At 31.1% G+C, this 16,390-nt stretch carries 16 protein-coding genes; 12 read left to right on the top strand and 4 right to left on the bottom strand.

Going from position 1 to position 16,390, the window contains the following annotated elements:
* Positions 1 to 31: 31 nt before the first annotated feature.
* Positions 32 to 373: a DUF2853 family protein gene (locus OD917_RS08125; RefSeq protein ID WP_111283949.1), complete on the bottom strand. Its 342-nt coding sequence runs from the start codon at positions 371 to 373 to the stop codon at positions 32 to 34.
* A gap of 91 nt (positions 374 to 464) precedes the next feature.
* Positions 465 to 2,126, bottom strand: coding sequence for a 2-succinyl-5-enolpyruvyl-6-hydroxy-3-cyclohexene-1-carboxylic-acid synthase (gene menD / locus OD917_RS08120; RefSeq protein ID WP_263523058.1), 1,662 nt, complete (start codon positions 2,124 to 2,126; stop codon positions 465 to 467).
* 177 nt (positions 2,127 to 2,303) lie between these two features.
* Here menD and OD917_RS08115 point away from each other — a divergent pair, with 177 nt between their 5' ends.
* On the top strand, positions 2,304 to 3,488 hold the full coding sequence (locus OD917_RS08115) for a thioredoxin family protein (RefSeq protein ID WP_263523057.1): 1,185 nt from the start codon (positions 2,304 to 2,306) through the stop codon (positions 3,486 to 3,488).
* Between the two features lie 6 nt (positions 3,489 to 3,494).
* Positions 3,495 to 3,992 (top strand): GNAT family N-acetyltransferase, encoded by a 498-nt coding sequence (locus tag OD917_RS08110; protein ID WP_263523056.1) that lies wholly within the window; start codon positions 3,495 to 3,497, stop codon positions 3,990 to 3,992.
* A 129-nt stretch (positions 3,993 to 4,121) separates the two neighbouring features.
* Here the strand turns inward: OD917_RS08110 and OD917_RS08105 are convergent, their stop codons facing one another.
* On the bottom strand, positions 4,122 to 4,709 hold the full coding sequence (locus OD917_RS08105; RefSeq protein ID WP_263523055.1) for a glutathione peroxidase: 588 nt from the start codon (positions 4,707 to 4,709) through the stop codon (positions 4,122 to 4,124).
* Between the two features lie 879 nt (positions 4,710 to 5,588).
* On the opposite strand from OD917_RS08105, the gene OD917_RS08100 reads away from it, so the two are divergent.
* The 4 genes from OD917_RS08100 (at position 5,589) to OD917_RS08085 (ending at position 8,130) form a co-directional block, all read left to right on the top strand.
* Entirely contained in the window at positions 5,589 to 6,119 is a 531-nt protein-coding gene (locus tag OD917_RS08100; RefSeq protein WP_263523054.1) for an RNA polymerase sigma factor, read from the top strand.
* On the top strand, positions 6,119 to 6,907 hold the full coding sequence (locus OD917_RS08095; RefSeq protein ID WP_263523053.1) for an anti-sigma factor: 789 nt from the start codon (positions 6,119 to 6,121) through the stop codon (positions 6,905 to 6,907). The genes OD917_RS08100 and OD917_RS08095 overlap by 1 nt, the downstream gene beginning before the upstream one ends.
* Positions 6,908 to 6,991: 84 nt before the next feature.
* Positions 6,992 to 7,369, top strand: a complete 378-nt coding sequence (locus OD917_RS08090) for a DoxX family protein (RefSeq protein WP_263523052.1) — start codon at positions 6,992 to 6,994, stop codon at positions 7,367 to 7,369.
* Positions 7,370 to 7,395: 26 nt separating this feature from the next.
* Positions 7,396 to 8,130, top strand: a complete 735-nt coding sequence (locus tag OD917_RS08085) for a DUF3667 domain-containing protein (protein WP_263523051.1) — start codon at positions 7,396 to 7,398, stop codon at positions 8,128 to 8,130.
* Positions 8,131 to 8,201: 71 nt separating this feature from the next.
* Here OD917_RS08085 and ccsA read toward each other — a convergent pair whose 3' ends face one another.
* Positions 8,202 to 11,432 carry a cytochrome c biogenesis protein CcsA gene (gene ccsA / locus OD917_RS08080; RefSeq protein ID WP_263523050.1) on the bottom strand — a complete coding sequence of 1,077 codons (3,231 nt, stop codon included), beginning with the start codon at positions 11,430 to 11,432 and terminating at the stop codon, positions 8,202 to 8,204.
* Between the two features lie 289 nt (positions 11,433 to 11,721).
* On the opposite strand from ccsA, the gene OD917_RS08075 reads away from it, so the two are divergent.
* From OD917_RS08075 to OD917_RS08050, 6 genes are all read left to right on the top strand, one after another.
* The gene (locus OD917_RS08075) at positions 11,722 to 12,483 is read left to right on the top strand and encodes a Rossmann-like and DUF2520 domain-containing protein (protein WP_263523049.1); all 762 of its coding nucleotides are present in this window, start codon (positions 11,722 to 11,724) and stop codon (positions 12,481 to 12,483) included.
* Entirely contained in the window at positions 12,467 to 12,994 is a 528-nt protein-coding gene (locus tag OD917_RS08070; RefSeq protein ID WP_263523048.1) for a KdsC family phosphatase, read from the top strand. The genes OD917_RS08075 and OD917_RS08070 overlap by 17 nt, the downstream gene beginning before the upstream one ends.
* An 84-nt stretch (positions 12,995 to 13,078) precedes the next feature.
* Positions 13,079 to 14,005, top strand: a complete 927-nt coding sequence (locus tag OD917_RS08065; protein ID WP_263523047.1) for a geranylgeranylglycerol-phosphate geranylgeranyltransferase — start codon at positions 13,079 to 13,081, stop codon at positions 14,003 to 14,005.
* Positions 13,998 to 14,582, top strand: coding sequence for a Maf-like protein (locus OD917_RS08060; protein ID WP_263523046.1), 585 nt, complete (start codon positions 13,998 to 14,000; stop codon positions 14,580 to 14,582). The genes OD917_RS08065 and OD917_RS08060 overlap by 8 nt, the downstream gene beginning before the upstream one ends.
* Positions 14,583 to 14,592: 10 nt before the next feature.
* On the top strand, positions 14,593 to 15,123 hold the full coding sequence (locus OD917_RS08055) for a mechanosensitive ion channel family protein (RefSeq protein WP_263523045.1): 531 nt from the start codon (positions 14,593 to 14,595) through the stop codon (positions 15,121 to 15,123).
* A gap of 101 nt (positions 15,124 to 15,224) precedes the next feature.
* On the top strand, positions 15,225 to 16,325 hold the full coding sequence (locus tag OD917_RS08050; RefSeq protein WP_263523044.1) for an AI-2E family transporter: 1,101 nt from the start codon (positions 15,225 to 15,227) through the stop codon (positions 16,323 to 16,325).
* Positions 16,326 to 16,390 lie beyond the last annotated feature (65 nt).

Genomic DNA, 16,390 nt, shown 5'->3' with positions numbered 1-16,390 from the left:
TAAAGGGATTTTAAGTTATGTCAAATGTACATTATTTGTAAACACTTTCTTTTTTAAAATGAATTGTCAATAAATAATACACAACAGCTCTGTATTTGTGTTTATTAGATTTTCCGTACTTTTCTAATACAGCGTGAATTGCTCCGAACAATTCTGGACTATCTTTTAAACCAAGCTTTTTAACTAAAAAGTTCTTTTTTACAGTTTCTAATTCAGATTCCTGAGTTCCAGCAACTACAGAAGCATCATCGTTATATATCGCAGGTCCACAGCCAATTGTAACCTTAGTTAACAAATCCATGTTTGGAGTCACTCCGCATTTTTCTTTTAAATCTGATGCATACTTTTTAATTAATTCTTCTCTCTTGCTCATAAACTATATAATTAATTTGGTGAATAATACACCAAAGTTATAGCTAAAGCAACAACGAAGCAATAATTTTAACAAATATTTTCTTTCAAATTTAATATAAGTATTTGAAATACTGTTTCAAAATCTGATCATTCTCAAATGTTGGTGTAAAGACTTCCAAAATTGCTGGAACTTCATCCGAACTATATAATGATTGTATTCCGCTTTCTAAAGACTCATTGTCTTTTGCAGTATAATAATTAAAATTATACATCTTAGCCAAATGTTCGGCTGTAAGATTATGAGATGTTTCGAAATAGGTATTGAAAACAGGTTTTTCTTCATGTCCCGGCAAAATTCTGAAGATTCCTCCTCCTCCATTATTTATTAAAATAATCTTGAAGTTTTTTGGAATATACGAATTCCATAAAGCATTGCTATCGTACAAGAAACTAATGTCTCCAGTTAAAAAAACAGTTTGCTTTTCGTTTCCTACCGCCGCACCAATTGCGGTAGAAGTACTTCCGTCAATTCCGCTTGTTCCGCGATTACAGAAAACTTCGATAGAATCATCAATATCGATTAATTGTGCATAACGAATTGCAGAACTATTGCTAATTTGCAATAAACTATTTTTTGGAAGAGATTCGATTATTTTTTCGAAAACTTTAAAATCAGAAAATCCAATTTTGTTTAAATATTCTTTTCTTCGTTCTAATCTCGTTTGGTAAACAGTATCAACATTATTAAAATAGTTACTTTTTACAAAAGACGTTTTTGAAAGAAGATCTTTAAAGAAATCATTTGGCTGCATTTCAAAATGTTTTGTGAGTGCTCCAAATGTATCATAAGCTCTTAAAGTATCAATATGCCAATGTTCTTTTGGTTTGTATTTTCGCAAAAATCCTTTAATTCTTTTTGAAACAACCATTCCTCCAAAAGTTAGTAAAACTTCGGGGTTAAATTTCTTAAAATCAAAATCATCAAAAGGCGTAATTAAAGTATCTATTGAATTAATGAAACTAGCGTGATGTAGATTTGATGATGTTTCTGTCAAAACAACAATTGACGGATCTGAAGCTAAATTTTCAATAACTTCTTTATCAATTGCATTTGCTTCGTTAACTCCAACCAAGATTAATTTTCGTTTTGAAGTGTTCCAAACAGAAACTACTTCTTCATTATTTTCTATTGTTAATGAAAAAACTTCTGGCTTTGGATTTGTAATTTTTGGCTGGACAGAAAGTTCTTCTGTAGTTTCGTATAAAGGTTCTTCAAAAGGCGCATTAATATGAACTGGACCTTTCTTTTGAATTGCAGTTTCAATTGCTAAATTGATTTTCAAATCATTTTCTTCTGAAGCTTCTTCAGTCAAATTTGCATTGAAAACGGAATGATTTGAGAAAACATTTTCCTGACGAATGGTTTGTCCGTCACCGATATCAATTTTACTCTGTGGACGATCAGCAGAAATTACAATTAAAGGAATTTGGCTGTAAAATGCTTCCGCGAAAGCGGGATAATAATTCAATAAAGCTGATCCTGAAGTACAAACAATTGCGGTTGGCTGTTTCGTTTGTTGTGCAATTCCTAAAGCAAAAAAAGCAGCACAACGCTCGTCTGCAATGCTATAACAAGTGAAATTTGGATTTTGAGCAAATCCGATCGTTAACGGCGCATTTCTAGATCCTGGAGAAATTATAATATTAACAATGCCTTTGGCAGATAAAATTTCGATAATGCTTTGTGCAAGCGCTATTTTGGGGTAAATCATTCCGGTCGTATATTATTTTTTTAAAGAAAATCGTCAACTAGACTTTTCTTCGTCGTGGGCACAAAGTTACAAACTTCGCAGTTGATTTATATTATAATTAGGAATATATTAAGGGTCTTTCTCAAAAAAGGAAATATATTTGTAAAATCGAATAATTAATAAAAAGCTAGACTTGATATGCGTTTCTTATTTATACTTTTTTTATCTGTTACTTTTCAAAGTGTAATATCTCAAAATCAATTTATTCCAGTTGATATTCCGTATAAAACAGCTTTAGAAACTGCTAAAAAAGAAAACAAACCACTTTTCGTGATGCTTTACGCAGATTGGTGTCCGCATTGTAATTTGATGAAAACGGAAGTCTTGAGCGATCCTGCCGTAATTGATTTTTTAAATAAGAATTTTGTCTGCACTTACAAAAACATTGAAAAAGATGAAGGCATTGTTTTAAAGAACAAATTCAATACAAAATCACTTCCAACTTTTTTATTTATCGATAGCAATGAAACGTTGATTTATGCTTTAAAAGGCGAAATGAAAAAGGCTGAATTTCAAAACGAACTCCGTTATGCTTTAAATCCGAAAATGCAATTGCCTTATTTAGAAAAGGAATTTCTTGCAGATCCAAGCAATTCAGATAAATTCTTTATTTATTTAAACACTTTAAAAAAAGGAAAAGACAGAACAGAATTATCGCCAGCAACACATACGTATTTAAATACACAATCTGATGCGCAATTGGTTAGTGAATTAAATTGGAGAGTTATTGCAAATGGCGTTACAGACATTAATTCGAGAGAATTTCAATATGTTTTAAAGCACCAAAAAGAATTTGCAACTGTGGCTTCTCAAAATCGTGTTGACCGAAAAATAGAAAGTATTGTAAACGAATTGCTTCGTCCTTTGGTGGATAATTTAGATACGATAAACTATTATAAACAAAGAGAAGTTGCAAAGTCGATTCGTTTGCAAAAGACAGATTCTTTAGTTTTTAAATACGATCTATCTTTGGCAGAAAGAACTGAAAAATGGGATTTTTATAAAAAAGTTACGCTTGAAGACACTCAGAAATTAGTTTGGAATGATGCTAGTTTTCTAAAAGATATTGGAAATACTTATTTGAAACATATAAACGATACTGAAAGTTTAAAGAAAGCTATTTTTTGGGTTAATCATTCCTTAGAATTAAATGATTCTTATGATGGAAATCTCCTGGAAGCTAAACTTTATAACAAGATAAAAGACAAGAAAAAGGCTTTAGAATATGCTAAAAATGCCAAAGCCATTGCAAAAGAAATGGATTGGAATTCTAAAGAAGTAGATGTTTTATTAGCTGAATTGAATACAAAACAACCGAAATAATTACCAATGAGCATTATATTAAGACCTGCAACAAGAGAAGATTTGCAAAAAATTCTAGAAATTGTAAATCATTCTATTTTACATACAACTGCAAACTACAGTTATGAAACTCAAACCTTAGAAGTTCAGCAAAAGTGGTTTGAAGATAAAACTGCTAAAAATCTCCCGGTTATTGTGGCTGATTTAGATGGCGAAGTTGTTGGTTTTGGAAGTTACGGTCAGTTTCGAGAAAAAATTGGTTACCAATATACTGTAGAACATTCTGTTTATGTGGTTGATAATATTATTGGAAAAGGAATTGGTTCTAAACTTTTAACAGAATTAATCCGTTTGGCAAAAGAACAAGGCTATCACGTTATGATTGGTGCGATTGATGCTGATAACGCTGGAAGTATTGCTTTTCACGAAAAGTTTGGATTTGTAGCAACGGGAACTATTCGTGAAGTGGGCTACAAATTTGATCATTGGCTGGATTTGGTTTTTATGCAGCTTATTTTAGTTTAAACGCAAAGTACGCTAAGCATTACGCAAAGTTCGCCAAGTATTTAAAAACTCTGTCCCTTTGCCTCTTTGTACCTTTGAAACTAAAAAAACTCAAATTTGAATATTCAAATTTGAGTTTTTTTATGCTTTTTAACTTTTAATCCAATTAATCACTTCAGGTTCTGTTACTAAAGTTTTTGGTTTGATTACTTTAACTAATTCTCCTTTTTCGTTAATTAGGTATTTTTGAAAATTCCATTCTACTTCAGAGTCCTGTAAACCGTTTCTTGATTTCTCAGTTAAGAATTTATAAACTTCACACATATCACTTCCTTTTACTGAAACCTTATTCATCATCGGGAAAGTTACACCGTAATTTTGCTGGCAGAAAGTTTCGATTTCTTTAGCCGTTCCAGGTTCTTGTGAAGCAAAATTATTTGCCGGAAATCCAACAATTACGAAACCTTTATCTTTATATTCTTTGTAAACCGCTTCTAAATCTTTGTATTGCGGAGTTAAACCGCATTTTGAAGCAGTATTGACAATCAAGATTTTTTTGCCTTTTAAAGACGCAAAATCAAAAGTGTCTCCTGATAAATCTTCTACTTTAAATTGATAAATTGTTTCTTTTGCCATGACTTTATCTTTTTTAGATAATTTGTTCTTACTTGTTTGAGCATTTGTCTGCGCACCGCACAATAAAGCTGCTCCAAATAGTATAAATAATATTTTTTTCATCTGATAATTTTTTATAAAATTAGCTAAAATCCATTTCATTAAAACTATTTTCAGTCTTTAAATTTTCCCAATCAAAAGTTAAATAAAAAATGAAGCCTAACGTTAATCAGACGTTAGGCTTCCCCCCATACAAACAAATCAAACCATGAATTAACTATTATGTAACCTTTTATAAATTATAGTTGATGACTCGGTTGTTTCGAAATTTTTTTTAACCCCCTGATGTCTCACGAACTTTCAAAATATTTTCAAATGGCTTGTATTGTGTAATCTTAATTCCTAAATCATCGTTTAGACATCTTTAAAAAAAACTTGAATTTGGAAGTCCGAGTACATCAACTATTTTATATCTTATATTATTAATTTAAATATTTCTATTGTTTATAGAGCAGTATAAACAATAGTGCGAAAATGAGCAGAACGAATAATTTTAAAAATTTCATAATCGATTCTCTGTTATAAACACTTAAGATTTATTCCACTCTCACTTTTATTACGTCTTCTAAAAAAGCCTTTTCATTAAAAATGGTCAATGTCAAAACTGTTGTTAATCCAACTATTAATATTTTGACTAAAATTGTGCTATCCATAATGCCTTTTTTTTAAATAATTTTTATAACAACAGTTTTTCTCTGAATTAGTTTGTTTTGACAATTTTTTAAGATCATTCTGACGTTTATAAAAACATTTACGTAATTGGATTATTTTTGGTTTTAAAAAAAATCAAAAAAAATGACTTTTTTTTAAGAAGCCCTTATTTTATGAGGGTTTAGAGCATTAAAAAAAATAAGAAAAATCACAAAAAAATAATTTATCTTTATAAAAGGTTACCTATATAATGTCTTAGCTTTTAATATTTAAACTTAAAAATCCCAATCTATGAGTCAAGAAGAACTATTAGTTTTAATTTACAAAAAGGACGAAAAGGCGTTTACACATTTGTACGACATGTACTCGAAAAGTCTTTTTTCTGTCATTCATGTACTAATTAAAAATCGAGAAGAAGCAGAAGATGTTCTGCAAGATGTTTTTGTCAAAATCTGGAAAAACATTGATTCTTATAACGAAAGTAAAGGTCGTTTTTACACCTGGATCATTAATATTGCCAGAAATACATCGATCGATAAACTTCGTTCTAAAGATTATAATAACACTCAAAAAAACCTTTCCTCAGATAATTTCGTAAATCTGTTAGATGAGAGTAATAAATTAAGTCACAAACTCGATGCAATTGGAATTCAAGAATTCGTGAAAAAACTAAAACCAAAATGTATCGAAATAATTAATCTGTTATTCTTTAAAGGATATACCCAACAAGAAGCTTCAGAAGAATTGGCAATGCCACTGGGAACTATCAAAACACAAAACAGAAACTGTATTAACGATTTACGTAATTATTTAAAAATATAATGGAAGCACAAGAATATATAGAATCAGGAATTTTAGAGCTGTACGTTTACGGCCTACTGAGCGAAAAAGAAAATCTAGAAATAGCTGAACTTGCCAAAAAAGCGCCTGAAGTTGATCAGGAAATTATTTCGATAGAAAAAGCCATAATTGCCCTTTCGTCTAGCTTCTCTCCGTTCCATTCAGTAGAAAATTTCGAGAAAATTAAAGCTCGTTTGGAACTAAAACATGGAAAAGTAGTTGACATGAAGCCAGCTTCAAACTGGTCTCAATATGTGGGCTGGGCAGCGACAATACTTTTATTACTCGGCTTAGGATATCAAACTTTAGAATTAACAAAAACCAAGGAAGCAATTTCTACTGTTGGAAATGAGAAAAATAAAATCCAGCGAGAATATGCCTTTTTAGATCAACAGAATAAACAAACTGAGAAAAACTTAAGTATTGTAAGAGATATTAAAAATACAGGAGTAACTCTTGGCGGTCAGGCTGTTTCACCATCTTCTTTTGCTAAAGTATACTGGAATAAGCAGACTAAAACAACTTATATTGATGCTGCAGGTTTACCAACTCCTCCAAAAGGAATGGTTTATCAAGTTTGGTCACTTAAATTGACTCCAGTTCTTACACCAACAAGTATTGGTTTACTGGATAATTTTGAAGGCAATTCGCAAAAAATCTTTGCTGTTAGTCAAACAGATTCGGCTGAAGCATTTGGAATTACTTTGGAACCAGCTGGCGGAAGCCCTACTCCAACAATGACACAGCTTTATACTTTAGGAAAAGTTTAAATTTAATCTGTTTTAAAAAGTTAAAACGCATATTCATAGCAATATGCGTTTTTTTATTATTTTTAATTGACCAAAAACCAATTTATGAATGCAAACTTACTTTTGAGAATCGCTATCGCGATTATTCTCCTTACTCATTCCGTTTTTGGAATGTTCAATAATGGAATAAATGATTTCGGCAATCTTTTTCTAAATCAAATCGGTTTTGCTCCTTATGGCGTTTTTCTTGCCTGGAGCATCAAATTATCTCATGTTGTTACTGCGATTCTTTTATTAGCCAATAAATACATTAAACTTGCTGGTTATGTCACCATTTTTGTCCTTATTATGGGAATCATTTTAGTGCATTTTAAAGAAGGCTGGTTTGTTGTAGGTGGCGGAAGAAATGGTGTTGAGTATAATTTTCTTCTGATAATAGTTTTATTGGCAATTATGTATCCTGATGGCATCATAAAAAAGTAAATTCATAAATCAAATATTGTACTGAAATGGAAATCATTTGCAAAAATTGTCATCAAGTTTTTAAAGGTCATTATTGCAATAATTGCGGGCAGTCTGCAGAAACACATAAAATTAATGTTCATTTTTTGTGGCACGACATTCAGCATGGTTTATTGCATTTTGATAAAGGAATTTTGTATTCTTTAAAACAGCTTTTTACAAGACCAGGACATTCTGTTCGTGAGTTTATAGAGGGAAAACGAGCTCGTCATTTTAAACCTTTATCACTAGTTGTCGTTTTAGCTACTTTATATGGCTTTTTAATTCATTACTTCCATATAAGTTACTTTAAGGGAGAATCTAACGAATATTTGAATTATGAAAATTTAAATGAATGGATTCCTTCTCATTTTTCTTGGGTCACTATTGCTACGATTCCCCTATATACAATCGGGACTTATGCAGTATTTAGAAACCAAGGCTACAATTTTATTGAATTTTTTGTATTAAATACTTTCAAAGCATCTCAAAGACTTTTTGTTCAGATTTTGACATTTCCAATTCTGCTTTATTTAAACAAAACAGATCATATGCAGTTATTTTCATCATTTACATATATAATTGGATTGATTTTAATTTTCTGGACTAATATTCAGTTTTTTGATAAAATACCAACAGCAAAAGCCTTTTTATTATCAATCTTAAGTCATATTATATTTTTGATTTCATTCTTTATTATTCTGACTATTATACTTTTACTAAGCGGAAGATTTTCAGGATGAAATTAAATCTATACAACAAAAAAAGGTTCAACGTGATGTTGAACCTTTTTTTTATATCTAAAAATAATCGTTTAAGATTTTTTATTCTTTACTTTTTTAGTCTTATAGTATTTTCTGTATTTCGGATAAGTAACTGCACCGATTAAAGAAATAACAATTAAACAGTAATAAATCCAGTTTAATGAATGTGCTTCTCCGCTTGCGTAAGAGTGTAAACCTACTAAGTGGAAGTTTACTCCATAATAGGTAAACAAAATCGAAATAAAAGCATACATACTCATTAAGTTAAAGAACCATTTTCCTCTTAAAGCTGGAACAAAACGAGCGTGAATTACAAAGGCATAAACCATAATAGAGATTAAAGCCCAAGTTTCTTTTGGATCCCAACCCCAGTAACGTCCCCAACTTTCATTTGCCCATTGTCCTCCAAGGAAGTTTCCAATAGTTAACATAATAAGACCAATTGTCAAAGCCATTTCGTTAATGTAGCTTACTTCTTTTATATGTAAATCCATTTTGGCTTTGTTTTTATCATTTGTAAAGAAAATCAATAAAAGAGCCACAAAACCTAAAATCATTCCTAAAGCAGTTGGACCATAACTTGCTACAATTACAGCAACGTGAATCATTAACCAATAAGAGTTCAAAACAGGCTGTAAATTTGCAATTTCTGGATCGATCCAGTTCATATATGCCGCCATTAAAATCATTGCTGTAACAAATGCAGATGAAGCAATTGTTAATTTTGATTTTCTATCGAAAGCCAATCCGAAGAACATTGTCGACCAAGCAACATAGACTATAGATTCATAAGCATTACTCCACGGTGCGTGCCCAGAAATATACCATCGCGCAATTAATCCTAAAGTATGAAGAACAAATAGTAAACCTACGAAAACATGAAAGACATTTACGGTGATTCGAAGCCATTTTTTCTCAAAGAAAATATTTAAAATCGTAAACATAAGCATCAAAATTGCTACCGTAATGTACCAATAAGGCAATACTTTGAAAACATCATATTTGTTGTAAGCAATCTCAGCGTCGATTTTTTCTTCGCTTGGTCGTACTTTAGCTCCAAATTTCTTTTGGAAACCATTAATGCTTTCAACCAAATTATCAGCTGTGTCAAAGTTTTTCTCAATAGAACCATTATTTAAAGCACTAAAATATAATGGAAGAATTTGCTTCACATAAGTAGAATCCATTCCTTTAAAACCAGCACCCTCACGTTCTAAATAAGAAACCCATTTATGGTTTGGATCATTCGGAATTGGGAAAATTTTCAAAATGCTTCCACTTAATGCTGATTCCATTAAGTTTACTTTCTTATCAGTTTCAACAAAATCTTTTTCGAAATTATTTGGATTTGCTGCTTTATAAGCTGCATCTAAATAAGGAGATAATTTATAATTTCCTTGTTCATCAAAGAATTTTACAAATGGTGCGTATTGATCTTTTGAATCAATTCCGATAATTTTACGAATACTATCGTTTCCAGATTTAATATAGATCAATGGAATCTGAATCCAAACCTGCGCATATTGCGTCATAGATAAGAAAACCTGATCAGAATTCATTCCATTGTAAGTGTCCTTGTGGCTCACTTTTCTCAATAATTCAGATGAAAACGTATTAATTGGCTTCATTCTTCCTCCAGCATCCTGAATAATTAAACGGCCAAATTTGGCAGCATGAGACTCTGGCGCTTTGTATATAGTCAATAACGAATCTAATTGTTTCTGACTAGGTGGAGCTGTAACGTGATTAGCATGATCGTTTGGATCTGCAGAATGTGCATGATCGTGTTCATGATCGTGAGAATGTACATGAGGCGTTTGCTGAGCAAAACCGTTCAAACCAATTAATAAAACTAATATTGTGATTAGTTTTTGTTTTTTCTTTTGAATATTCTCTAATTTTCTTTTTAAATCTCCAAAACGAGAATGTTTAGTAAACATAATTGCCATTAAACCAATGTATAATAGAAAATATCCTAAATATGTAATGTTTGTTCCCCAGAAATCATGGTTTACAGATAAAACTGTTCCTTTTTCATCTGGATCAAATGAAGACTGGAAGAAACGGTATCCTTTATAATCTAAAACGTGGTTCATAAAGATATCAGCATCAAATGTTTCTGTCGAATCTTGAACGGTTACTTTACTTTTAAAAGCAGAATAACTTTTTTCTGTGCCAGGATATTTATCAGCAATAAAATCATTCAGTTTAACTTTAAAAGGTAAAATATAAGCTTTACTTCCAAAGAAAATAGAATATTCAATATTGCCGATTTTAACTGTTTTAGCTTCTCCAACTTGACCTTTAGAACCAAAAACCATTACTTCTTTTTCTTGTCCTTCGGCTTTTACTTTTACCACAACGGCATCTGTATGAGATTTTGCTTTGTAGTCATTATTTGATTCATAATCTACTTTCCCTTTCATTGGAGGCTCTGGAAATACAATTCTAATGTCGCCAATACTGTATAAAGAACGCATCATTAAAGGCTGAACGTTATCTTTTGTAACTTTTCCTTTAAACTGATCTGCCATTCGCATAAATTCACCTTCAAAAGGAGTTTGAATTGTGTATTCTTTACCAGTAGTATTAATGTTGATTGCACCGTCAGTTTGCTTATTTAAGGCAAATAAAACATTATGAATGTTCTGAACTTCACCTTCTTTTAGGTAGTGTTCTTCTCTTCCTCCCGCTCCTGCTTCAACTAATTTTAAGTACAAAGTTCCGTTCGGATCTGGTTTAACCACTTCTTTAGCTCCCATGATGTAGTTTGAGTACGAAACTTCAAAAGGAGTCTGGTCAAATTTTCCAGCAATTGTAAAATCGTTATTGGTTGCAGGAGAAAGCAAAAGGCTTTTTTCAAAAACTCTTCTTTTCATTTCACCCTTATATTCACCGTCAACAAAAACAGTCAAAAAGGTTTTATCTGAGTAGACTTGGTTTTCTGCTGCTCCTTCGCGAATAGGCATCATTCCTTCGTAACTAATATAACGTGTAATAAAAGCCCCTAAAATGATAAAAACAAAGGCAAGGTGTAATAACAAAGTTGCCCATTTTTCTTTTTTATGCAATTGGTATTTTTTGATATTTCCGAAGAAATTAATCATAAAGATGGCCATAATTGCTTCAAACCACCAAGTATTGTAAATTAGTATTCTGGCTGTATCGGTATTGTATTTACTTTCGATAAAAGTTCCAACACCCATTGCAATTGCGAATGTTAAAAAAAGAACGGCCATTAATCGTGTAGAAAACAAAAAAGAGAATATTTTTTTATCCATTTCTTAGGAATTACATTGTATAAAAGTGCGACAAAAGTACTTAAAAATGTTGATTAGCTGTCTTTGGCTTTTGTTAATAAAAACCAAAAATAAGGACTATTTTTCAAACAAATTGATAATTTAGAAAGTTTAAACCTACAAAATAAAGATAGTTTTATTAAACAATGCTTTTTATCAAAAAACTATTAGAATTCAAACAAAAAATATAGAACGATAAAAACTTTAAAAATCCATTATCAATAATTTGACAGACCCTTTGCATTAAAAAAATAATATTAATTTTGCTCCTATGATTCAGATAACAATAATTGGTTCCGGCAATGTTGCACAGCATTTAATAAAGGCTTTCACAGCAAATAAAATTGTTGAAATCAAACAGGTTTTTTCTAGAAAGAAAGAAACTTTACTTCATTTAATTGATTCTGAAAAGATTATTACAAATTTTAACGAATTACAGCCAGCAGATTTGTATATTATTTCTGTATCAGATAATGCAATCAGAGAGGTCTCAGAACAAATTCCTTTCAACAATCAATTTGTAGTGCATACTTCTGGAACATCTTCAATTGAATTTTTGGATCCAAAAAATCGACGAGGTGTTTTTTATCCGTTGCAGACTTTTTCTAAGAATAAAAATATCGACTTTTCAATTGTTCCTTTTTGCTTGGAAGCAGAAAATACAGCCGATTTTAAGCTTTTGGAAACCGTTGCTAAAAGTGTTTCAACTGCGGTTTATTCCATAAGTTCTGAACAGCGAAAAGCGCTTCATGTTGCTGCAGTTTTTGTTAGCAATTTCACGAATCATTTATACCAAATTGGACATGAAATTTGTGAAGAAAATCAGCTTCCTTTTGCGATCTTAAGACCTTTAATTCAGGAAACGGCTGATAAAATCAATACGTTAGATCCAATTGATGCGCAAACTGGACCAGCTATTCGTCACGATTCGAATACTATCGACGCTCATTTGGCATTTTTACAAAACGAAAACAAAAAAAATATCTATAAAATCCTAACACAATCTATACAGCATAATGGCAAAAAGTTATAAAGAATTAATGAATGACATCACAACGTTTGTTTTTGATGTAGACGGCGTACTTACAGACGGTTCTGTTTTAGTAACCAATGAAGGCGAAATGTTGAGAACTATGAACATTCGCGATGGTTATGCAATGAAAGCAGCAATTGAAAGCGGTTATCACGTGTGCATTATTTCTGGAGGAAGCAATGAAGGTGTTCGTGTTCGTCTTCGCAATTTGGGTATTTCAGACATTCATTTAGGAACTCCTGACAAAGTAAAAACTTTTAACGAATATATTGAAAGACAAAATATTAAGCCTGAAAACGTGTTGTATATGGGAGATGATATTCCTGATTTTCATGTCATGAAATTGACAGGACTTCCAACTTGTCCGCAAGATGCAAGTCCTGAAATAAAAAAAATCTGCCGTTATATTTCGCACGTAAAGGGCGGACGTGGAGCCGTAAGAGACGTTATCGAACAAGTAATGAAAGTACAGGGAAAATGGATGGAATATTTTAACGGACAGCACGATTAAGTTTAATTGTGAATTGTTAATAATAAATTGTTAATTTAAAAAAACTTAGAACCTTAGCATCTTAGCCTCTCAGAACCTCAAAAAATGAAATTCCTAAAACTTATACGTTATCAAAACCTTTTAATGCTTGCTTTTATGCAGCTTCTTTTTCGTTATGCTTTTTTAAAACAGCAAGATGTTCCGCTTGCATTAGCCGATTGGCAATATGGATTACTTGTTTTAAGCACCGTTTTACTCGCTGCGGCAGGTTATGTTATTAATAATATTTATGATGTAGGAACAGATAGCATTAACAAACCAAATGATGTTGTCGTTGGAAAAGGAATCAGCGAAACAGCTGCTTACAACATTTATATTGGCTTAAACGTTTCTGGGGTTGCAATAGGATTTATTTTATCTAATATTATTCAAAGACCAACTTTTGCATCACTTTTCATTTTAATTGCTTCACTATTGTATTTCTACGCAACAACGTTAAAACAAATCATGATTGTAGGAAACTTTGTTGTAGCATTACTTTTAGCTGTAAGTGTTTTAATCATTGGTGTTTTTGATCTTTTTCCTGCCACAACTCATGAAAATCAAGCGCAAATGGCAAGTCTTTTTTCAATTCTAACCGACTATGCTTTATTTGCTTTCATGATTAATTTTATACGTGAAATTGTTAAAGATATTGAAGACGTAAATGGCGATTACAATATGGGAATGAATACACTTCCAGTTGCAATTGGCGTAAACAGAGCAGCAAAAATCGCTTTAGGTTTTGCAATTGTTGCTTTTGTTTTACTTGCCCTTTATAGTAATACCTATTTCATGCAGAATAAGCTTTATATTACTATATTTTATGCTTTTGCAACAGTTTTAGCTCCTTTATTATACTTTATCGTAAAAATATTTAGTGCAAAAACACAAAAAGATTTCCAGCATTTAAGCACTATTTTAAAACTTATTTTATTCTTCGGAATCTTATCAATCCTGGTTATTGCCTTAAATATCAAATACAATGCTTAAAGAAAAACTAAAAAATTATAAAATCATTTTAGCTTCGGGATCTCCTCGCAGACAACAGTTTTTTAAGGATTTAGATCTTGATTTTGAAATTCGCTTAAAGGATGTCGAAGAAATTTATCCCCCAGAATTAAAAGCAGTCGAAATCACTGATTATCTTGCCGAACTAAAAGCCAATGCATTTGAAGGCGAATTGAAAGAAAATGAAATTTTAGTTACCAGCGACACTATTGTATGGCATCAGAATAAAGCTTTAGGGAAGCCAAAAAGCGCAGAAGAAGCTTTCTCAATGATTAAATCGATGTCTAACACTACACACGATGTAATTACATCTGTTTGCTTTAAAACTAAGAACTCTTCTACTCTATTGCACGATATTACTAAAGTAACTTTCAATGATTTATCAGATGAAGCTATTTTATATTATATAGAAAATTACAAACCTTATGATAAAGCTGGTGCATACGGAATTCAGGAATGGTTTGGTTTCATGGCAGTTGCAAAAGTTGAAGGTTCTTATACAAATGTTATGGGACTTCCGACAGCCAAAGTTTATGATTTTTTGACTACTTTAGTGTAAAAATTTATTTATGTTTTCTTTTAAAGAGTATAGCCGCGAAATAATAGCAACAATAGTTCTTATTGGAGTTTTGATTGTATTGCGAATGGTAATCGCTAAATTAATAAGACGTTTCGCCTATACAAGTCAATTATTTGAACACCGCACAAATCTAGTTATCAAATACATTAATATTTTAATGAACATTCTTGTAGTAACAACTTTAATTGTTATTTGGGGAGTTCAGACAGAAGATATTTTTATTACAATTTCTTCTATCGCAACCGTTATTGGTGTTGCAATGTTTGCTCAATGGTCTATTTTGAGCAATATAACTTCTGGAATGGTTTTGTTTTTCTCGTTTCCTTTTAGAATTGGAGACACAATCAAAATCCATGATAAAGATTTTCCAATAGAAGCTGAAATTGAGGACATCAATACTTTTCACGTAAGTCTAAAAACGAAAGAAGGTGAAAAAATAGTTTTCCCGAACAATTTACTACTGCAAAAAGGAATTTCGATAATTCCAGCAAAATATGAAGAAAGGGAATTTTTCGATTAAAATTGTAATGGGAATTTTATAACGGGCACAAGAAAAGCTGCAACGAAAAAAGGCAAATTAATTGTAATATTTGTTTTATAATTCAGCTAAATAAAATAAAAATGACTCGGCCCATAACTTTACCATTTTATGCAAAACTTTCTTTTATTCTTGTTACCTTAATCTGTTTTGCATTTATTTTTTGCATCGGAAAAGATATTTTAACACCAGTTTTAATGGCATTTCTATTTGCCGTATTATTACTGCCTATTTTTACTTTTTTCAATACAAAATTGAAATTCCCAAGGCATCTTGCAGCAATGACCTGTCTCGTAATTTTTCTATCCTTTATTGTTGGAATCTTGATTTTCATTTCTTATCAAGTTACCTATATGGCTAATGATTTTGAGACCATAAAGAAGAATGCCAATTCTTTTATAATCGAAATTCATAAATTCATTAGAGAAAATTTTCAGGTAAGTATTGGAGAACAAAAAAAATATTTAGATTCGGTTACCAAAGATTCAGTAAAAACCGGTCAAGCAAAACTGGGATCTTTTATAATATCTGTAAGCGACGTTCTATTAGACAGTATGATTATTATTGTCTATACTTTTTTGTTTTTAATTTATAAAGAACATTTTAAGCTGTTCTTAGCAAAATTAATTAAAAAAGAAAACCATCCCGCTTTAATGGATATTCTTTCTCAGATAAAAGTTTCTATTAACAATTATATCGTAAGTTTAATTATCGAAATGCTTGTAGTTTCTGTCTTAACAAGTTTAGGATTATGGATTATTGGCATCAAATATTTCATATTGTTAGGATTAATTACGGGTATCTTGAACCTTATTCCTTATATTGGAATTACAATCGCTGGAATTATAACTGTTTTAGCTTCTCTAACAGGATCTGGCGAAACCTCTGTGATTCTTGGAATTTTGATTGTGAATATTATTGTACAATTCATTGATAATAACCTTCTTGTGCCATTAATTATAAATTCTAAAGTAGAAATAAATGCCTTTGTTTCGATTATGGGAATTATTGTTGGAGGCGCGGCGGCTGGAGTTTCTGGAATGTTTTTAGCCATTCCGCTTCTTGCTATTTTAAAAATTATTTTTGATCGAATTGAATCTCTTTCCGCATGGGGTTATCTCATGGGAAATCATGTTCCGCGGAAATTTAGATGGCGAACACGAAAAGTTACAACAGAAAATTAAAAATGGCGTTATGCTATAACACTTCTATAATATTACCTATATTCATAAAACTTAAATCTATTAGC

Origin of the sequence: Flavobacterium sp. SH_e, from assembly GCF_025717045.1 — a bacterium.
Classification (GTDB): domain Bacteria; phylum Bacteroidota; class Bacteroidia; order Flavobacteriales; family Flavobacteriaceae; genus Flavobacterium.
Note: the sequence above shows the minus strand (reverse complement) of the source record. Positions and strands in the feature narration are given on the sequence as shown.